The organism is Pseudomonas sp. FSO-7 (assembly GCF_059579345.1).
The window spans coordinates 6,190,291-6,207,216 of sequence record NZ_CM184193.1 but is presented as its reverse complement, the minus strand read 5'-3'; the positions used below and the strand labels follow the sequence as shown (position 1 = coordinate 6,207,216).

Below are 16,926 nucleotides of genomic sequence, written 5' to 3'. Positions count from 1 at the left end.
TAGCGGTGGGTCAGGCAGCATCGATACTGACTCTTTCGACGTCATCTCTGGCAAGCTCGCACAGAGGGTTATGTGTCGATCATGGAGTTCAGCCATGCCGTCAATCCGGCGTCGTGTCCACCAGCGACCGGACCATGTCGACCAAGTGGGCCACGTTGAACGTCAGATGCTAATTTTGTCGACTAACGATCAGTCCCAAACGGGGACCGATAAGTCCCTTTTTGGGACTCACTATTCATATTGCAAGGAAATTCGCCGGACTCGGATGTTATCAATATTCACCTTCAATCACTCGTGGGGAACTGGCCCGATAAATATCACGAGCCAGGTTTTTAGATTAGGTTTTTTTCCAAACCTCAATGTTATCGATATCTATTCGACGAGATTTTGTCTTGTCGTCTGACCCGCCTCGCGTGCCAATCTGAATTATGTCATTTGAGCGCGAGAACCAATCTCGTTCCAGCTTTGGCTCCGTCGTCGCTGTCAACCATGTGTCTACTTCAGTATTCGCATCCAAATCAATATCTAAATTGGTGGAGTTGAGAGGGTTCTCTGGAGCAAGCGAAAGTACAAGGGATCTTGCCTCGTGGTCTTCCAGTTTGTAAACTCGATAATTAAAGGATATATAGTAAATGTCGCTTCTTTCCTCATCGCGAATCGTAAATCTCTTCTTAAGAGAGGTTCCGAAGTCCGGAAAGGTCGGCAGGGGCTTAAGTTCACCTGCCCAGAAAGTATTTCCCCCTTCTGTAACAAGCCTTCCAGGTATTTCTTCGCCTTCTACCCATCCGTTCCTGTCCTTCGATTCGAAGTCGGTTTTATCAGGAAAACTCATATTAGGATCCTCCGATCACATAGGCTGTTGGCCCTGCCCGGGAAACCGAACATTGGGCGCCGCAGCTCTGCCTAGTGGGCACTGGAAAAGACTCTTTGACTACTGTCAGGATTGACAGGCTGATACCGCCATCCGACAAGCGGGCATGCATTGGCGCCGCGACTTGAGGATCGCGTCGCTATTCGAATACAACTACACCTCTTGTGGGAGCGAGCCTGCTCGCGATAGCGGAGTGTCAGGCAACATCAACATTGCCTGGTACATCGCCTTCGCGAGCAAGCCCGCTCCACAATGATTGATACAACCCAAGGATGGACAGTCTGTTCACACTAAAAAGTAAGCCGCCGGACACGGATGTTATCGATGTCTATCTTGCGAAATGGTTCTTCGTTTGCCCCGCCTCGGGTTCCGAACCAGATTTGTTTCGAGCCATCTATGAAAAATGGGGTGATAGTCCCCATTGGATGCCACTTGTTGAGCTCAACATCGGTCGGAATATGCTGGGTGAAGTATTGAGATGTGCGCTCTGTAGTAACCACGACTCCGATGGCGTTTGCTTCACCCGGTTGTAATGGATGAACGCGATAATCGAAAGTTACTTGATAGTAAGCTCTCCGTTCCTCGACTTCCTGAAAGTCAAATTCCTTATAGATGGATGGCTGTATTCCCTGCGGGTGTCCGGGGTCTACTTCCAGCTTGCCGGACCAGAAGGTATTCGTGCCTTTCTCGGTCTTGAGCTCTCCAGCGGGTCGAATGCCCGGACCATTTTTCCATCCGTTCCAATTGCCTTCTTTAAAATCGGTAAAGTCCTCGAAGCTCTTCATTTTTGTTACTCCGATCGCAAGCGCTTTCGACCCTGCCCGTGGGGCCGGACATCGGAGGTCGGTAGCGAAACCTATTCGGCGCTGCGATGGACGGGTTGGCTACTGTCAGGATTTACAGGTTGAAGCGGCCTCTCGACCAGCGGTATCGCGTCAACAAGCCACTTTCACGGCCAAGAAATTCGAATTCAACCCTACCCCCTGTGGCAGCGCGTTGGTAGATCATTACTATGACCGTAACAGTTCGCCGCTGAGCTTGATTGATGCCCTCGCCTCAACACTCCTAATGTGACCCCCACGACAGCGAACCCGTGGAGTGGTCATGACAACAACAATATCCCCCGACTCGCGCTGGACGCGGCGGCGCAGCGAGAAGCAGCGACGGCTGGGGCTGGTAAAGGGGCTGGCCGACGGTGTGGTGTTGCCCACCGACAAGATCGTCGCGGCGCTGGAGGCGTTGATCCTGCCCGGCGACCGTGTGGTGCTGGAGGGCAATAACCAGAAGCAGGCGGATTTCCTTTCGCGCTCCCTGGCCAAGGCCGATCCGGGCAAGCTGCATGACTTGCACATGATCATGCCCAGCGTCGGTCGTTCCGAGCACCTGGACTTGTTCGAACGCGGCATCGCCCGCAAGCTCGATTTCTCCTTCGCCGGCACCCAGAGCCTGCGCATCAGCCAGTTGCTGGAAGACGGCCTGTTGGAAATCGGCGCGATCCACACCTACATCGAGCTCTATGCCCGGCTGGTGGTGGACCTGATTCCCAACGTGGTGCTTTCGGCCGGTTTCATGGCCGACCGCGCCGGCAATATCTACACCGGCCCCAGCACCGAAGACACACCGGCGCTGATCGAGCCGGCGGCGTTCAGTGACGGTATCGTCATCGTTCAGGTCAACCAATTGGTGGACGATGTCAGCGACCTGCCGCGTGTCGACATCCCCGCGTCCTGGGTCGATTTTGTGGTGGTGGCCGACAAGCCGTTCTACATCGAGCCGCTGTTCACCCGCGACCCGCGCCACATCAAGCCTGTGCATGTGCTGATGGCGATGATGGCGATCCGTGGGATCTACGAAAAACACAACGTCCAGTCCCTCAATCACGGCATCGGTTTCAACACCGCCGCCATCGAATTGATCCTGCCCACCTACGGCGAATCCCTGGGCCTGAAGGGCAAGATCTGCCGCAACTGGACCCTCAATCCACACCCGACCCTGATCCCGGCCATCGAAAGTGGCTGGGTCGAAAGCGTTCATTGCTTCGGCACCGAGTTGGGCATGGAAAACTACATCGCCGCTCGCCCTGACGTGTTCTTCACCGGCCACGATGGCTCGTTGCGTTCCAACCGCATGGTCTGCCAACTGGCCGGCCAGTACGCGGTGGACCTGTTCATCGGCGCCACCCTGCAAGTGGACGGCGACGGTCATTCCTCCACCGTGACCCGTGGTCGCCTGGCCGGTTTCGGCGGTGCGCCGAACATGGGGCACGACCCCCGCGGTCGCCGTCACGGCACTCCGGCCTGGCTCGACATGCGCCACGGCGATGGCGAAGCGCCGTTGCTCGAACGCGGCAAGAAGCTGGTGGTGCAGATGGTCGAAACCTTTCAGGAAGGCGGCAAACCCACCTTCGTCGAGACCCTCGACGCGGTGGATGTGGCGAAGAAAGCCGGCATGCCCCTGGCACCGATCATGATCTACGGCGACGACGTCACCCACTTGCTCACCGAAGAGGGCATCGCCTACCTGTACAAGGCCCGCTCCCTGGAAGAGCGCCAGGCGATGATCGCCGCCGTGGCCGGGGTCACCGCCATCGGTTTGCGCCATGACCCGAAAGACACCGCGCGCATGCGCCGCGAAGGGCTGATCGCCTTGCCCGAAGACCTCGGCATCCGTCGCACCGACGCCACCCGCGAGTTGCTCGCGGCCAAGAGCGTGGCCGATCTGGTGGAATGGTCCGGTGGCCTCTACAACCCGCCCGCCAAGTTCAGGAGCTGGTAAATGCACGCCTTCAACCTGCAACCGAAAAAACTGTCCTTGGCCGAGCACCTGGCGGACATGGCGGTGGATGCGCTGATCGACGAAGCCGACCTGTCGCCTAAACCGGCTTTGGTGGACCGTCGCGGCAATGGCGCCCACACCGACCTGCACCTGGGCCTGATGCACGCCTCGGCGCTGTCGCTGTGGCCGGCGTTCAAGGAAATGGCCGAGGCCGCCCTCGACTGCGGCGAGATCGGCTTGCCACTGCGTGAAGCCCTTGGTCGGATAGGCCGTGAGGGGGAAGCGGCGATGCTCACGACCACCGACGGCGTGAATACCCATCGTGGGGCGATCTGGGCCTTGGGCTTGCTCGTGGCGGCGACGGCGCTGGAGCCTGAATCCAACGTCGCCAGTGCCGTCACGCTACGCGCCGCCCGCCTGGCCTTACTCAACGACCGCTACGCGCCCCAACCCCTGAGCCACGGCGCCCAGGTCGCCCAGCGCTACGGCGTGCGCGGAGCCCGGGAAGAAGCGCAACTGGCGTTCCCGGCGGTGACGGGCCTGGGCCTGCCGCAGCTCAAGCGCAGCCGCGCGGCGGGGGCGGGCGAGCAGAACGCCCGGCTCGATGCCTTGCTGGCGATCATGACCACCCTGGCCGACACCTGCGTGCTCTACCGCGCTGGCGAAGCGGGTTTGCAGGCCATGCAACAGGGCGCCAGCGCGGTGCTCGATGCCGGTGGCAGTGCGAGCCTGGGCGGTCGTCGTCAATTGCACGCGCTGGACCAACAACTGATTGCCTTGAACGCCTCGCCCGGTGGCGCTGCCGACCTGCTCGCCGCCTGCCTGTTCCTCGATCGTATCGAGCGCGGCGATGGCCTCTTCCCTGGAGTGTGCTGATGGAAACCTTATCCTTTGAATTTCCCGCCGGGCAGCCGCCACGGGGCCGAGCGCTGGTGGGCTGCGTCGGTTCGGGCGACCTGGAAGTGCTGATCGAGCCGGGGCTGGCGGGCAAGCTGACCATCCAGGTGCAGACCTCCGTCAATGGCAGCGAACAACGCTGGCAGCACCTGTTCGCCCGCATGTTCGACGGCCAGACGCCACCGGCCCTGTCCATCGACATCCATGATTTCGGCGCCACCCCCGGCGTGGTGCGTTTGCGTCTGGAACAAGGCTTCGAGGAGATCGGCCATGACTGACAGCGCAGCGTTGCTCAACAAGCACAGCTTCGTCGAACTCGGTGCCCGGCAACGGGCCAAGGCCTTGCTCGATGACGGTACGTTCCGCGAGTTGCTCGACCCGTTCCAGCGAATCATGTCGCCGTGGCTGTTGCGCCAGGGCGTGGTGCCGCAAAGCGACGACGGCGTGGTGATCGCCAAGGGCCGCGTCGATGGCCTGCCCGTGGTGATTGCCGCCATCGAAGGCGCGTTCCAGGGTGGCAGCCTCGGCGAAGTCGGCGGGGCGAAGATTGCCGGTGCGTTGGAACTGGCGGCCGACGACAACCGCAAAGGCATTGCGACCCGCGCCGTGCTGCTGCTGGAAACCGGCGGCGTGCGGTTGCAGGAGGCCAACCTCGGGCTCGCGGCGATTGCCGAGATTCATGCGGCGATTGTCGATTTGCGCCAGTACCAGCCGGTGGTTGGCGTGGTCGCCGGCAGCGTCGGTTGCTTTGGCGGCATGTCCATCGCCGCCGGGTTGTGCAGTTATCTGCTGGTGACCCGGGAAGCACGGCTGGGCCTGAACGGTCCACAAGTGATCGAACAGGAAGCCGGCCTCGACGAATACGACTCCCGTGACCGTCCCTTCATCTGGAGCCTGACCGGTGGCGAGCAGCGTTTCGCCACGGGATTGGTGGACCGTTATGGGGCCGACGACGTGACGCAGATCCGTCAACAAGTCAGCCAGTTGCTGCACCTGGGCGTGCCCGCGCAACACCGCAGCGGCCAGGCCGAACTGTTTCTGCAGCGCCTGGCCCGCTTGGACACTGACGTGCAAATCGAACCGGCAGCGGTTCGTCAGCTGTATCAGGGAGAACGCCCATGAGTTCGTATTCATTGAGAGGCTTGCGCTGGTTCGAGGCCCTGAGTGGCGACGCCAAACCGCTGGAAGGCTTGCCGGCTTCGTTGAAAGTCGCCGACGTCAGACTGGGCGAGCAAAGCGTGCGCTTGCTGGCGGTGGTGGCCGATCCCGACAACCGTTTCCCACGGGCACGCAACGGCGAAGTCGGCTTGCTGGAGGGCTGGGGCCTGGCTAAAGCGGTGGATGAGGCCATCGACGCCGACCGCGATGCCACCCACAAGCGTGCGCTGATCGCCATTGTCGATGTCCCGAGCCAGGCCTATGGCCGGCGCGAAGAAGCCCTGGGCATTCATCAGGCCCTGGCCGGTGCCGCCGACAGCTACGCCCGCGCCCGATTGGCCGGGCATCCGGTGGTTGGCTTGCTGGTGGGCAAGGCGATGTCGGGGGCGTTCCTGGCCCACGGCTACCAGGCCAACCGGCTGATTGCTCTGCGCGATCCGGGGGTGATGGTCCACGCCATGGGCAAGGCTTCGGCGGCGCGGGTGACCTTGCGCAGTGTCGAAGAGCTTGAGGCGTTGGCCGCCAGCGTGCCGCCGATGGCCTATGACATCGACAGTTTTGCCAGCCTGGGTCTGTTGTGGGAAACCCTGTCGGTGGAGCAGATCGAGCAGCCGTCGGCGGAGGATCTGGCGCGGGTGACGGCGTGTCTGCTCCAGGCGATTGAAGCTGTAGAGGCGGGGGCGCGTGATCTGAGCGGACGTCTGGGTGCGTACAACCGCATCGCGTCGAGCAGGGTTCGCCAACTGCTGAGAGAGCAGTGGTGAGTATGTTTCTGGCCCATGATCTGCTGTGGGGGATGACCCCGCGGCAGTTGGCAGCGGATGCGCCGGCCTGGGTGGTCGAGTCGATCGCCGCCGGTCAACCGGTGGTGGTTCGGCGCGCGCTGACGGCACCGGATCAAATCGCGGTCGGCGTGCGCGGGCGCTTGCGCGAGCAGCGTTATGCAACGTCGATGGCGATCACGGCGATTGCCCGTCGCGTCAGGCCAGAAGACCTTTGTCACGTTGCCTCGACTCGCGACTTGCCAGCCCTGCAAGCGCTGGCCCGGCTGCGCCCGCTGCTCGACGCCAGCGGCTGGACCTGGGGCGTCAGCGGCAGTGCCGGGTTCGAGCTCGCCACGGGGATCGAGGCGCTGCATGAGCGCAGTGACCTGGACCTGATCCTGCGCACGCCGCACTGTCTGGATCGTCTCCAGGCCAGGGAGTTGCTGGCGCAACTGGATACTTCGGTATGCGCCGTGGACATGCAGTTGCAAACGCCTTGCGGCGCCGTGGCCCTGCGTGAGTGGGCGGGTCCGGCGCGCCGGGTGTTGCTCAAGGATGATGTTCGGGCCCGGTTGGTGAGCGATCCTTGGCAGCCTTCAGTGGAGCAGGTCGCGTGAGCAGCCTCTTCGTCTTTCCCGGTCAGGGTGCGCAGCGAGCAGGCATGCTCCATGGTCTTGCGCCGCACATTCTGGACGAGGCAAACGACGTGCTCGGCAAGGACGTCCTGCAACTGGACAGCGCCGAAGCCCTGCGATCGACCCGCGCCGTGCAGCTGTGTTTGTTGATCGCCGGCGTGGCGGCTTCCCGGCAACTGTTGGAACAGGCACCTGCGCCGGACTACGTGGCGGGGCTGTCCATCGGCGCCTATCCGGCGGCGGTGGTGGCTGGTGCGCTGGGGTTTGACGATGCGTTGCGGCTGGTCAGCCTGCGCGGTGAGTTGATGCAGCAGGCGTATCCGCGTGGCTATGGCATGACGGCGATCATCGGTCTGGACCTGGCGGCAGTGGAAGCGTTGCTGGTGCAGGTGCACAGCGACCGCACACCGGTCTACCTGGCCAACATCAACGCGGATAATCAGGTGGTTATCGCGGGCAGCGACGAGGCCATGAGCAGCGTTGCCAAACAGGCGCGAAGCCTGGGTGCGGGCAAGGCTTGTCGACTGGCGGTGAGCGTGCCGTCCCATTGCCCGTTGCTGGAGACTCCGGCGCAAGCATTGGCCCAAGCGTTTGCCGATGTGACGTTGAAAGCACCCACCCTGGGCTATCTCAGTGGCAGCCGCGCCCGGCCGGTCATTAACACCGAGGCCCTGCGCGACGACCTGGCCTTCAACATGTGCCGCGTCGTCGATTGGCGCGGCACGGTGCAAAGCGCCTACGAGCGCGGCGTGCGGTTGCAGATCGAACTGCCGCCCGGTGCGGTATTGACCGGGCTCGCGCGCCGGGTATTCGAGCAGGGCACGGTCATGGCTTTCGACGGCGCCCGGCTCGATACCTTGCAGGCGCTGTTGCGTGAGGAGGGAAGCCGCCAACCCTAGACCACCGACTCAAGCTGGCGAAGCACAAAAACAACAACTTCGACGATGCACATTGAGGACTACGACAATGATTATTTACGGTGTGGCGTTTCTGGCCTTTTGTACCCTGGCGGGTATTTTTATCGGCGAGCTGCTAGGCAAATTGATCGGCGTGCCGGCTAACGTCGGTGGCGTCGGCATTGCGATGCTGCTATTGATCGGCCTGGGCAGTTACCTGAGCAAACGCGGCTTGTTCAAGGGCAAATCCGAGGCCGGCGTGGAGTTCTGGAGCGCGGTCTACATTCCCATCGTGGTGGCCATGGCGGCGCAGCAAAATGTCTACGGTGCGCTCAAGGGCGGGCCGATGGCGATTCTGGCCGGGACCCTGGCGGTGGTGATTGCCTTTGCGTTGGTGCCGGTGCTGGTACGTATTGGCAACAAAGATCCTCAGGCCGATGTTTCCGTCAAGACGGTCGGGTGATTGCCATGTACGAATCCATGATGAAAGTCATCACCGGCTACGGCCTGATCAGCGGTTTCGCCATTGTCGGCATCACCATGTGGGTGTCCTACTGGATCAGCAATACGTTCACCAAAGGTCGCCTGCACGGTTCGGCCATCGCCATTCTGCTGGGGCTGGTGCTCTCCTACATCGGCGGGGCAATGACCGGCGGGCAGAAGGGTGTGGTGGACATCCCGCTGCTGTCTGGGATTGGCCTGCTGGGCGGTGCCATGCTCCGAGACTTCGCCATCGTCGCCACAGCGTTCGGCGTGAGTATCGAAGAACTCAAGCGCGCCGGTTTCGTGGGGGTGCTGGCGTTGTTCGTCGGTGTCGGTACGTCATTCATAGCCGGCGTTGGCGTGGCGATGGCCTTCGGTTATACCGATTCGGTGAGCCTGACCACCATTGGTGCCGGGGCGGTGACCTACATCGTCGGGCCGGTGACCGGGGCGGCGATTGGGGCCACTTCCGAGGTGATGGCCCTGTCCATCGCCGCCGGCTTGATCAAGGCGATCCTGGTGATGGTGGCGACGCCGTTCGTGGCACCGTTGATTGGCCTCAATAATCCACGCAGCGCGGTGATTTTCGGTGGCTTGATGGGCACCTCCAGCGGCGTGGCCGGAGGGTTGGCGGCCACCGATCCGAAGCTGGTGCCGTATGGTTGCCTGACGGCGGCGTTTTATACGGCGCTGGGGTGCTTGTTGGGGCCTTCGTTGTTGTTTCTGATCATGCGGGGGTTGTTGGGGTAGGGCTTTCAATCCTCATTGAAAGCATTGGTGCCATCGCTCCCACAGTTGACCGCGTGTCCCTGTGGGAGCGAGCTTGCTCGCGATTGGGGATAACTGGGTTTCAAACCTGGCGATTGGCATACATCCGGCACTCGGCCAACAGCGCCAGCAGGTTCGGATCCCGCTCCTTGGCTTTCAGGAACACCACGCCGATGTGCTGCTGCAACCGGTACTTTTCCTGCAATGGGATCAGTTTCACCCGGTTTTCATACACCGCCGCAATCCGGCCTGGCAGCAAGGCATAGCCCACCCCGGAGCTGACCATGCTCAGCAGGGTGAAGATGTCGTTGACCTGCATCGCCACCTTCGGCTCGAACCCCGCCTGCTTGAACACCCGGACGCCGTCCTGGTGCGTGGCGAAACCCTGGGTCAGGGTGATGAAGGTCTCGTCGCGGACCTCGGCCAGGTCGACTTCGGCGCGTTGGGCGAAAGGCGAATCAGCTGGCGTGGCGAGGAAGATGTCGTCGGAAAACAGCTCGATATGCTCGCAGTCCGGGTCGTTGACGCTGTCGTCCAGGGAGATCAGGATCGCGTCCACCTCCATGTTCTTGAGCTTGTACAGCAGGTCGATGTTCGAGCCCAGGATCAGGTCGATATTGAGTTCGCTGCGGCGGATCTTCAGGCCCATGATCAACTGCGGCACGGTCTTGACCGTCAGCGAATACAGCGAGCCGAGCTTGAAGCGCTCGGCGGAGAAACCGGCGGCTTCGCGGGTCAGGCGCACGCTGTCGACCACATCCTGGATCAGCTTCTGCGCCCGCTCCTCCAGCACATAAGCACTTTCCAGCGGCGTGAGGTTGCGGCCTTCGTGCTTGAACAACGGGCAGCGCAGGGCGCTTTCCAGCGAATGAATGGCCCGGTGCACACTGACGTTGCTGGTCTGCAACTCGGCCGCCGCCCGCGCCAGGTTGCCGGTGCGCATGAAGGCCAGGAACACCTCCAGTTTCTTCAGGGTCAATTCTTCGTCGATCAGCATGGGGTGGACTCTTATTCGTATCGCGCGATTGTGCCCCATGTCTTCCCGGCGACGCGATTTATATGGCTCGGGAGCTGTTGTGGCGAGGGAGCTTGCTCCCGCTGGGTTGCGCAGCAGCCCCAAGGATCTTGTGAGCGCCGCGCACTGGAGCGCCCGCCCGGTCAAGCGGGAGCAAGCTCCCTCGCCACGGGTTTTGTGTACAGCACGGGTACAAACCATTGCACTTTCAATCGCCAGGCCTGAGCCTTGGCACCTGTTTCTAAATGTGAGGTGGTATTGGATGTATCACGGGGAACGACTCAACGCCTGGACGCACCTGGTGGGGGCGGTGGCGGCGTTTATCGGCGCGGTGTGGTTGCTGGTGATCGCCGGGATGGCGGGCGATCCGTGGAAGATCGTCAGCGTGGCGATCTACGGGTTTACCTTGTTGGTGCTGTACAGCGCTTCGACGGTCTATCACAGCGTGCGCGGGCGCAAAAAAGAAATCATGCAAAAGGTCGATCACTTTTCGATCTACCTGTTGATCGCCGGCAGCTATACCCCGTTCTGCCTGGTGACCCTGCGCGGGCCGTGGGGCTGGACGTTGTTCGGGATCGTCTGGGGGCTGGCCGTGATTGGTATCCTGCAGGAAATCAAGCCGCGTTCCGAAGCACGGATCCTGTCGATCGTGATCTACGCCGTGATGGGCTGGATCGTGCTGGTGGCGGTCAAGCCCCTGCTGGCGGCCTTGGGCAGCACCGGGTTCGCCTGGCTGGCCTCGGGCGGCGTGTTGTACACCGTCGGCATCATCTTTTTCGCCCTCGACCATCGGCTGCGCCACGCCCATGGCATCTGGCACTTGTTTGTCATGGCCGGCAGTCTGTTGCACTTCGTGGCGATTCTGTTCTATGTGCTCTGAGCGGTCGCGAACAGGCGATCGAGTTGCGCTTGGGCCTGGTTGGCAAAAATTTCCAGCAATGCGCCGAGGGTGTGCACCGGGGCCTCGTTGGCCCGGGTCACGGCATACAGGGAGATCGGCAGCGGTGGCGACAACGGCCGGATGGCCGTGCGGGTGCTTGAGGCGCCCAGGGCGGTGAACGGGTCGATCACCGCCAGCCCGGCACCGGACTCGACCATGGCCCGGGCCAGTGAATAGGTCTGTACGGCGATGCTGATGCGCGGCGGTGGTTCCACAGCCTCGAGGTAGCCGTCCAGCCTGGCCGAGAGCGGGTCGGCACTGGACAGGCCGATCAACGGTGCGCCGGCCAGTGCCTGCAACGGCATCGGCTGGCCCACCTGCGCTTCGGGCCAATGCCCGCTCGGCGCCAGGGCCACCAGCACACCGCTGGCCAGCGCCTGGGCCTTGAGTCCCGGATGATCGGGCGGTTGCAGGGTCAGGGCGACATCGATTTCGCGCATCAACAGGTTCTGCACCAGTTCGCGGCTGTGGGCGCTGGACAACTCGCAGACGATGTCCGGATAGCGTCGGGTCCATTGATGAATGGCCGCCGGCAGCAGCGACAGGGCCAGGGCCGGTGTCGCGCCGATCCGCAGGCTGTGGCCCGGCTCGCGGCGCAGACTCTGGGCGAGGCGGCGGACACCTTGCAGGCTCTCGCTGACCTTGTCGACTTCGCGCTCCAACTCCAGCGCTTCGGGGGTGGCCTGCAACTTGCCGCGCACCCGAAGGAACAACGCAAACCCCAATTGCTGCTCGGCATGCTGCAGCACTTTGGTCACCGCCGGTTGCGAAACATGCAGCAGTTGGGCGGCCCCGCTGATGGAGCCCGTCTGGCGTATGGCCTGGAAAATCTCGATATGGCGAAGGCGCATGGCGAGCCCATAACCTTTGTTTATAGGGACTCCATCTTTATTCATTGTCCGGGGCCTGTCACCTGGCCCTAACCTCGATACATTGGAAACAGATGTGAGACGGACATGGCTCAGCGGGTTTGTATCATCGGGGGTGGCGTGGTCGGGCTGGCGACGGCTTATGCGCTGGTGCGCGACGGCATCGACGTGACGCTGGTGGAGGCCCGGGAGACCTTGGGCAGCGAAACCAGTTTCGCCAACGGTGGCCAGTTGTCCTATCGCTACGTCACCCCGTTGGCGGATGCCGGCGTGCCCTGGCAGGCGCTGGGCTGGATGCTGCGCGGTGACTCGCCTCTCAAGTTGCGACCGCGCCTGGACCCGGCGCAGTGGCGTTGGATGGCCGCGTTCATCGGCGCCTGCCGGACCTCGGTCAACCGGCGCAACGGCGCCCACCTGTTGCGCCTGGCGTTGTTGAGCCAGGCCACTTTGCAGGGCTGGCGCGAGCAGGATCGCCTCGATGGTTTCAACTGGCGGCGCAACGGCAAGTTGGTGACGTTTCGCGATGCGGGGCATTTCCAGCGTGCGCGGCGCGGATTGGCGGACAGTGCTTGTCAGCAGGTGCTTGGCCCCGTCGAGTGCGCGAGCCTGGAACCGGCCCTGGTCGGCGTGCCATACGTGGGCGGGATCTACACGCCGGATGAGGAAGTCGCCGATTGCCATGCTTTCTGCCGACAGTTGGCGGTACATCTGCGGGCGTCGGGGCGTTGCGAGTTCCTGTTGGGGCACCCGGTCAGCGCCATCGAACACGCCAATGGTGCGGTGCGGGCCATTGTGTTGGACGGGCAGCGGTTACCGGTGGAGCACCTGGTGATTGCCGCCGGCCACCGCAGCGCCGCGCTCGCGGTGCCCGGCGTGCGGATGCCGCTGTATCCGCTCAAGGGCTACAGCTTGACCGTGCCCATTGGCCCACAGCACCGGGCACCGGCGCTGAGTATCACCGACTACGACCGCAAGGTGGTCTACGCTCGCATCGGCGAACAATTGCGCGTGGCGGCGATGGTGGACATCGTCGGCTTCGACCCGACACCGGACCCCAGGCGCCTGGCCCTGATCAAGCGCCAGGCCCTGGAAACCTTCCCCCAGGCCGGGGATTACCAGCGTGCCATCGAATGGGCCGGCATGCGTCCGGCCACCCCCAGCGGCGTGCCGCTGATCGGCGCCACCGGCTACCGTAACCTGTGGCTCAACCTGGGCCATGGGGCCTTGGGCTTTACCTTGGCGTGCGGCAGTGCTCGCTTGCTCAGCGAGCTGATCCGCCAGCACACGCCCTCCATCGACCTGCAGGGCCTCACGCCCCGCGCCGCCTGACCCACCCAACGGAGAATAACAATGCAAACAATCACGTTGATCGGCTGCACCCTGAGCCTGTTGCTAAGCGTCCAGGCCCTTGCCAACGAAGCGCCCCCGGCCGGCACGCTGGACAAAATCGCCAGCAGCCGCAGCATTACCCTGGGCTATCGCGACGCGTCGGTACCGTTTTCCTATGTCGGTGACAGGAGCGGCCAGCCGATGGGTTACTCGGTGGAACTGGCCGGCAAGATTGTCGAGCGCATCAAGACCCAATTGGCGTTGCCGCAACTGAACGTGAAGTACAACCTGGTCACGTCCCAGACCCGCATTCCACTGGTGCAGAACGGCACCGTGGACCTGGAGTGCGGCTCGACCGGGGTGACGGCCGAGCGGCAGAAGCAAGTGGCGTTTTCCTACGGCTTCATCTATGTGAAGGGCCAGTTGCTGACGGCCAGGGACAGCGGCATCCACAGCTTCGCCGACCTGCGCGGCAAGAACGTGGTGACCACCGCCGGCACCACCAATGAACGCTTTCTGAAAAGCTACAACCAGGACAACAAGGCCGAGATGTTCATCATCAGCGCCAAGGACCACGGCGAATCCTTCCAGATGCTCGAAACCGGCCGCGCGGCGGCGTTCTACATGGACGATGCGCTGCTCTATGGCGAACGGGCCAAGGCCCGCGACCCGCACAAATGGGTGGTGGTGGGGCAGGAGCAATCTCGGGAAATCTACAGCTGCATGGTGCGCAAGGACGACCCGCAATTCCTGGCGCTGGTCAACGCAACCCTGGCCGATTTGTACAAGTCAGGAGAGATCAACGAGATCTATGCGCGCTGGTTCCAGAAACCGATCCCACCCAAGGGCCTGAACCTGGAATTCCCGATGACCAGCGAGTTGAAGGCGATCATTGCCAAGCCGACCAGCGAGCCGGTGCAGTGAGCGCTGTACATCGATAACCCCTGTGGGAGCGAGCTTGCTCGCGATAGCGGTTCAACATTGAGCATGGATGCAAGCTGACCCGCCGCAATCGCGAGCAAGCTCGCTCCCACAGGGGAAGGGGATGTCTGACTCTAGAAGTCCCCCCACAACTGCTGCGCCACCGCCAGCGCCACCACCGGCGCGGTTTCGGTGCGCAGCACGCGGGGGCCGAGGCGGGCGGCGTGGTAGCCGGCGGTCTTGGCTTGTTCGACCTCGACCTCCGACAACCCGCCTTCGGGGCCGATCAGGAAGGCCAAAGTCTGCGGCTTGGCATGGCTGACCAGCGGCTCGGCCACCGGGTGCAGCACCAGCTTCAGTTCGGCCTCGGCCTGCTTCAACCAGTCGGCCAGCAGCAGCGGCGGATGGATCACCGGTACGGTCGAGCGCCCGCATTGTTCGCAGGCGCTGATTGCCACCTGGCGCCAGTGCAGCAGGCGCTTGTCGGCGCGTTCGTCCTTGAGGCGCACTTCGCAGCGTTCGCTGAAAATCGGCGTGATCTCGCTGACCCCCAGCTCCGTGGCTTTCTGGATCGCCCAGTCCATGCGCTCGCCTCGGGACAAGCCCTGGCCCAGGTGAATGCGCAGCGGCGATTCAGGCTGTCCGGCGAACTGCTCGTCCAGTTGCACCCGCACGCGTTTCTTGCCGACTTCGGCCAGGGTGCCACGAAACTCCTGGCCCGAGCCATCGAACACCTGCACCCCATCGCCCTCGGCCATGCGCAGCACCCGGCCGATGTAATGGGCCTGGGCTTCAGGCAGTTCGTGGTCGCCGAGGCCCAGGGGGGCGTCGATGAAGAAGCGGGACAGTCTCATGCTCTGTTCTCTACTGAATCTGAATTCGACATTGCAGCCTGATTGAGTGTGGCGAGGACGCTTTTGTGGCGAGGGAGCTTGCTCCCGCTCGATTGCGCAGCAATCGCAAGAATGGGGCCGCTTCGCAGCCCAGCGGGAGCAAGCTCCCTCGCCACAGGGAAAGTTGTCGTCAGCCCGGATCGCGATAGCCCGGATGAAAATCCTTCGGCACCGCCACACTGACCTTGTCCCGGGTGGCGATGTCGATGCCTTCGCTGGCCACTTCGGCAAGGAAATCGATCTGCTCAGGGGTGATGACATACGGCGGCAGGAAATACACCACGCTGCCCAGCGGCCGCAACAATGCACCCCGCTCCAAAGCATGCTGGAACACCGCCAGGCCACGCCGTTCCTGCCATGGATACGCGGTTTTGCTCGCCTTGTCCTTGACCATCTCGATGGCCAGCACCATGCCGGTCTGGCGCACTTCGGCGACGTTCGGATGGTCGGCCAGGTGCGCGGTGGCGCTCGCCATGCGCTGGGCCAGGGCCTGGTTGTTTTCGATGACGTTGTCTTCTTCGAAGATATCCAGCGTCGCCAGGGCCGCCGCGCAGGCCAGTGGGTTGCCGGTGTAGCTGTGGGAATGCAGGAAGGCGCGCAGGGTCGGGTAGTCGTCGTAGAACGCGCTGTAGACCTCGTCGGTGGTTACGCAGGCGGCCAGCGGCAGGTAACCACCGGTCAGGGCCTTGGACAGGCAGAGAAAGTCCGGGGTGATGCCGGCCTGCTCACAGGCGAACATCGTCCCGGTGCGGCCAAAGCCGACGGCGATTTCGTCATGGATCAGGTGCACGCCATAGCGGTCACACGCCTCGCGCAGTAACTTCAGGTACACCGGGTGGTACATGCGCATGCCGCCGGCGCCCTGGATCAGCGGTTCGACGATCACCGCCGCCACCGTGTCGTGGTGCTCGGCCAGGGTCTGCTCCATGGCGGCGAACATGTTGCGTGAATGCTCCTCCCAGCCCATGCCTTCGGGACGGTGGTAGCAGTCGGGGCTCGGCACCTTGATCGTGTCCAGCAGCAACGCCTTGTAGGTTTCGGTAAACAACGGTACATCGCCCACCGACATCGCCGCGATGGTTTCGCCGTGGTAGCTGTTGCTCAGGGTGACGAAGCGCTTCTTGTCCGGCCGGCCGCGATTGATCCAGTAGTGGAAGCTCATCTTCATCGCCACTTCGATGCAGGACGAGCCGTTATCGGCGTAGAAGCATCGAGTCAGGCCCTCGGGCGTCATCTTGACCAGGCGCTCGGACAGTTCGATCACCGGTTGATGGCTGAAGCCGGCCAGGATCACATGCTCCAGTTGATCGACCTGGTCCTTGATGCGCTGGTTGATGCGCGGGTTGGCGTGGCCGAACACGTTGACCCACCAGGAACTGACGGCATCGAGGTAGCGCTTGCCTTCGAAGTCTTCCAGCCACACACCTTCACCGCGCTTGATGGGGATCAGCGGCAGCTGTTCGTGGTCTTTCATCTGGGTGCAGGGATGCCACAGCACCGCGAGGTCGCGTTGCATCCACTGGTTATTCAGGCCCATTTACAGTCTCCTCGAGGCGGCTCGCGGCGGGCGCGGGCAAAACAATCGCGCAAGCCTATGCAATGGCGGCCCTGGGGACAACCCATTGTGTCATCGGTACTACTTTGAGCGAGGCGATAGACGTCGCTGGCGGCGTTTTGATGGCTGTCGTATTCTTCGCCGTTCCCTGAGCCGA

The 16,926-nt window shown here is 62.6% G+C and carries 18 protein-coding genes; 12 read left to right on the top strand and 6 right to left on the bottom strand.

From position 1 onward, the window contains the following. Positions 1 to 337: 337 nt before the first annotated feature. Both AC515T_RS27275 and AC515T_RS27270 read right to left on the bottom strand, forming a co-directional pair. A complete protein-coding gene (locus AC515T_RS27275; protein WP_496530697.1) occupies positions 338 to 832 on the bottom strand; it encodes a hypothetical protein in 495 nt (164 codons plus the stop codon). A gap of 329 nt (positions 833 to 1,161) precedes the next feature. Beyond that, positions 1,162 to 1,656, bottom strand: coding sequence for a hypothetical protein (locus AC515T_RS27270; protein ID WP_496530696.1), 495 nt, complete (start codon positions 1,654 to 1,656; stop codon positions 1,162 to 1,164). A gap of 319 nt (positions 1,657 to 1,975) precedes the next feature. Between AC515T_RS27270 and mdcA the strand changes: the two genes are divergently transcribed. The 9 genes from mdcA to madM all read left to right on the top strand — a co-directional run bounded on the left by mdcA (position 1,976) and on the right by madM (position 9,229). Next, complete coding sequence (gene mdcA / locus AC515T_RS27265) at positions 1,976 to 3,646, top strand: malonate decarboxylase subunit alpha (protein WP_053126194.1); 1,671 nt, start codon at positions 1,976 to 1,978, stop codon at positions 3,644 to 3,646. After that, on the top strand, positions 3,647 to 4,522 hold the full coding sequence (locus AC515T_RS27260) for a triphosphoribosyl-dephospho-CoA synthase (protein ID WP_496530695.1): 876 nt from the start codon (positions 3,647 to 3,649) through the stop codon (positions 4,520 to 4,522). It begins immediately after the preceding gene. Then, a complete protein-coding gene (locus AC515T_RS27255; protein ID WP_003206454.1) occupies positions 4,522 to 4,821 on the top strand; it encodes a malonate decarboxylase subunit delta in 300 nt (99 codons plus the stop codon). Before AC515T_RS27260 ends, AC515T_RS27255 begins: the two co-directional genes overlap by 1 nt. Continuing rightward, positions 4,814 to 5,665: a biotin-independent malonate decarboxylase subunit beta gene (locus tag AC515T_RS27250; RefSeq protein ID WP_496530694.1), complete on the top strand. Its 852-nt coding sequence runs from the start codon at positions 4,814 to 4,816 to the stop codon at positions 5,663 to 5,665. The genes AC515T_RS27255 and AC515T_RS27250 overlap by 8 nt, the downstream gene beginning before the upstream one ends. Continuing rightward, positions 5,662 to 6,465: a biotin-independent malonate decarboxylase subunit gamma gene (gene mdcE, locus AC515T_RS27245; RefSeq protein WP_496530693.1), complete on the top strand. Its 804-nt coding sequence runs from the start codon at positions 5,662 to 5,664 to the stop codon at positions 6,463 to 6,465. Before AC515T_RS27250 ends, mdcE begins: the two co-directional genes overlap by 4 nt. Then, positions 6,459 to 7,082, top strand: a complete 624-nt coding sequence (locus AC515T_RS27240; RefSeq protein WP_496530692.1) for a malonate decarboxylase holo-ACP synthase — start codon at positions 6,459 to 6,461, stop codon at positions 7,080 to 7,082. Before mdcE ends, AC515T_RS27240 begins: the two co-directional genes overlap by 7 nt. Continuing rightward, positions 7,079 to 7,999, top strand: a complete 921-nt coding sequence (gene mdcH, locus AC515T_RS27235) for a malonate decarboxylase subunit epsilon (RefSeq protein WP_496530691.1) — start codon at positions 7,079 to 7,081, stop codon at positions 7,997 to 7,999. Before AC515T_RS27240 ends, mdcH begins: the two co-directional genes overlap by 4 nt. A 67-nt stretch (positions 8,000 to 8,066) precedes the next feature. After that, positions 8,067 to 8,459 carry a malonate transporter subunit MadL gene (gene madL / locus AC515T_RS27230; protein WP_496530690.1) on the top strand — a complete coding sequence of 131 codons (393 nt, stop codon included), beginning with the start codon at positions 8,067 to 8,069 and terminating at the stop codon, positions 8,457 to 8,459. Between the two features lie 5 nt (positions 8,460 to 8,464). Next, positions 8,465 to 9,229 carry a malonate transporter subunit MadM gene (gene madM, locus AC515T_RS27225; RefSeq protein WP_496530689.1) on the top strand — a complete coding sequence of 255 codons (765 nt, stop codon included), beginning with the start codon at positions 8,465 to 8,467 and terminating at the stop codon, positions 9,227 to 9,229. Positions 9,230 to 9,329: 100 nt separating this feature from the next. Here madM and AC515T_RS27220 read toward each other — a convergent pair whose 3' ends face one another. Next, positions 9,330 to 10,244 carry a LysR family transcriptional regulator gene (locus tag AC515T_RS27220; protein WP_496530688.1) on the bottom strand — a complete coding sequence of 305 codons (915 nt, stop codon included), beginning with the start codon at positions 10,242 to 10,244 and terminating at the stop codon, positions 9,330 to 9,332. 280 nt (positions 10,245 to 10,524) lie between these two features. On the opposite strand from AC515T_RS27220, the gene trhA reads away from it, so the two are divergent. Next, positions 10,525 to 11,142 carry a PAQR family membrane homeostasis protein TrhA gene (trhA, locus tag AC515T_RS27215; protein WP_122567374.1) on the top strand — a complete coding sequence of 206 codons (618 nt, stop codon included), beginning with the start codon at positions 10,525 to 10,527 and terminating at the stop codon, positions 11,140 to 11,142. On the opposite strand, the gene AC515T_RS27210 is transcribed toward trhA, so the two are convergent. Next, a complete protein-coding gene (locus tag AC515T_RS27210; RefSeq protein WP_496530687.1) occupies positions 11,130 to 12,053 on the bottom strand; it encodes a LysR family transcriptional regulator in 924 nt (307 codons plus the stop codon). The genes trhA and AC515T_RS27210 overlap by 13 nt on opposite strands. A gap of 105 nt (positions 12,054 to 12,158) precedes the next feature. Here AC515T_RS27210 and AC515T_RS27205 point away from each other — a divergent pair, with 105 nt between their 5' ends. Next, positions 12,159 to 13,400, top strand: coding sequence for a D-amino acid dehydrogenase (locus AC515T_RS27205; RefSeq protein ID WP_496530686.1), 1,242 nt, complete (start codon positions 12,159 to 12,161; stop codon positions 13,398 to 13,400). Between the two features lie 21 nt (positions 13,401 to 13,421). After that, on the top strand, positions 13,422 to 14,324 hold the full coding sequence (locus tag AC515T_RS27200; RefSeq protein ID WP_496530685.1) for a transporter substrate-binding domain-containing protein: 903 nt from the start codon (positions 13,422 to 13,424) through the stop codon (positions 14,322 to 14,324). Positions 14,325 to 14,455: 131 nt separating this feature from the next. Here AC515T_RS27200 and AC515T_RS27195 read toward each other — a convergent pair whose 3' ends face one another. Together AC515T_RS27195 and AC515T_RS27190 are read right to left on the bottom strand one after the other, a co-directional pair. Beyond that, positions 14,456 to 15,175, bottom strand: coding sequence for a 16S rRNA (uracil(1498)-N(3))-methyltransferase (locus tag AC515T_RS27195; RefSeq protein WP_496530684.1), 720 nt, complete (start codon positions 15,173 to 15,175; stop codon positions 14,456 to 14,458). Between the two features lie 169 nt (positions 15,176 to 15,344). Next, positions 15,345 to 16,751, bottom strand: coding sequence for an adenosylmethionine--8-amino-7-oxononanoate transaminase (locus tag AC515T_RS27190; protein ID WP_208665893.1), 1,407 nt, complete (start codon positions 16,749 to 16,751; stop codon positions 15,345 to 15,347). Between the last annotated feature and the right edge of the window lie 175 nt (positions 16,752 to 16,926).

Coding starts and splice junctions, on each gene's coding strand:
- AC515T_RS27205 (WP_496530686.1), top strand. CDS start 12,159: ATGGCTCAGCGGGTTTGTATCATCGGGGGTGGCGTGGTCGGGCTGGCG.
- AC515T_RS27275 (WP_496530697.1), bottom strand. CDS start 832: ATGAGTTTTCCTGATAAAACCGACTTCGAATCGAAGGACAGGAACGGA.
- trhA (WP_122567374.1), top strand. CDS start 10,525: ATGTATCACGGGGAACGACTCAACGCCTGGACGCACCTGGTGGGGGCG.
- mdcA (WP_053126194.1), top strand. CDS start 1,976: ATGACAACAACAATATCCCCCGACTCGCGCTGGACGCGGCGGCGCAGC.
- mdcE (WP_496530693.1), top strand. CDS start 5,662: ATGAGTTCGTATTCATTGAGAGGCTTGCGCTGGTTCGAGGCCCTGAGT.
- AC515T_RS27210 (WP_496530687.1), bottom strand. CDS start 12,053: ATGCGCCTTCGCCATATCGAGATTTTCCAGGCCATACGCCAGACGGGC.
- AC515T_RS27195 (WP_496530684.1), bottom strand. CDS start 15,175: ATGAGACTGTCCCGCTTCTTCATCGACGCCCCCCTGGGCCTCGGCGAC.
- AC515T_RS27270 (WP_496530696.1), bottom strand. CDS start 1,656: ATGAAGAGCTTCGAGGACTTTACCGATTTTAAAGAAGGCAATTGGAAC.
- AC515T_RS27255 (WP_003206454.1), top strand. CDS start 4,522: ATGGAAACCTTATCCTTTGAATTTCCCGCCGGGCAGCCGCCACGGGGC.
- AC515T_RS27200 (WP_496530685.1), top strand. CDS start 13,422: ATGCAAACAATCACGTTGATCGGCTGCACCCTGAGCCTGTTGCTAAGC.
- AC515T_RS27260 (WP_496530695.1), top strand. CDS start 3,647: ATGCACGCCTTCAACCTGCAACCGAAAAAACTGTCCTTGGCCGAGCAC.
- madL (WP_496530690.1), top strand. CDS start 8,067: ATGATTATTTACGGTGTGGCGTTTCTGGCCTTTTGTACCCTGGCGGGT.
- AC515T_RS27190 (WP_208665893.1), bottom strand. CDS start 16,751: ATGGGCCTGAATAACCAGTGGATGCAACGCGACCTCGCGGTGCTGTGG.
- AC515T_RS27250 (WP_496530694.1), top strand. CDS start 4,814: ATGACTGACAGCGCAGCGTTGCTCAACAAGCACAGCTTCGTCGAACTC.
- AC515T_RS27220 (WP_496530688.1), bottom strand. CDS start 10,244: ATGCTGATCGACGAAGAATTGACCCTGAAGAAACTGGAGGTGTTCCTG.
- madM (WP_496530689.1), top strand. CDS start 8,465: ATGTACGAATCCATGATGAAAGTCATCACCGGCTACGGCCTGATCAGC.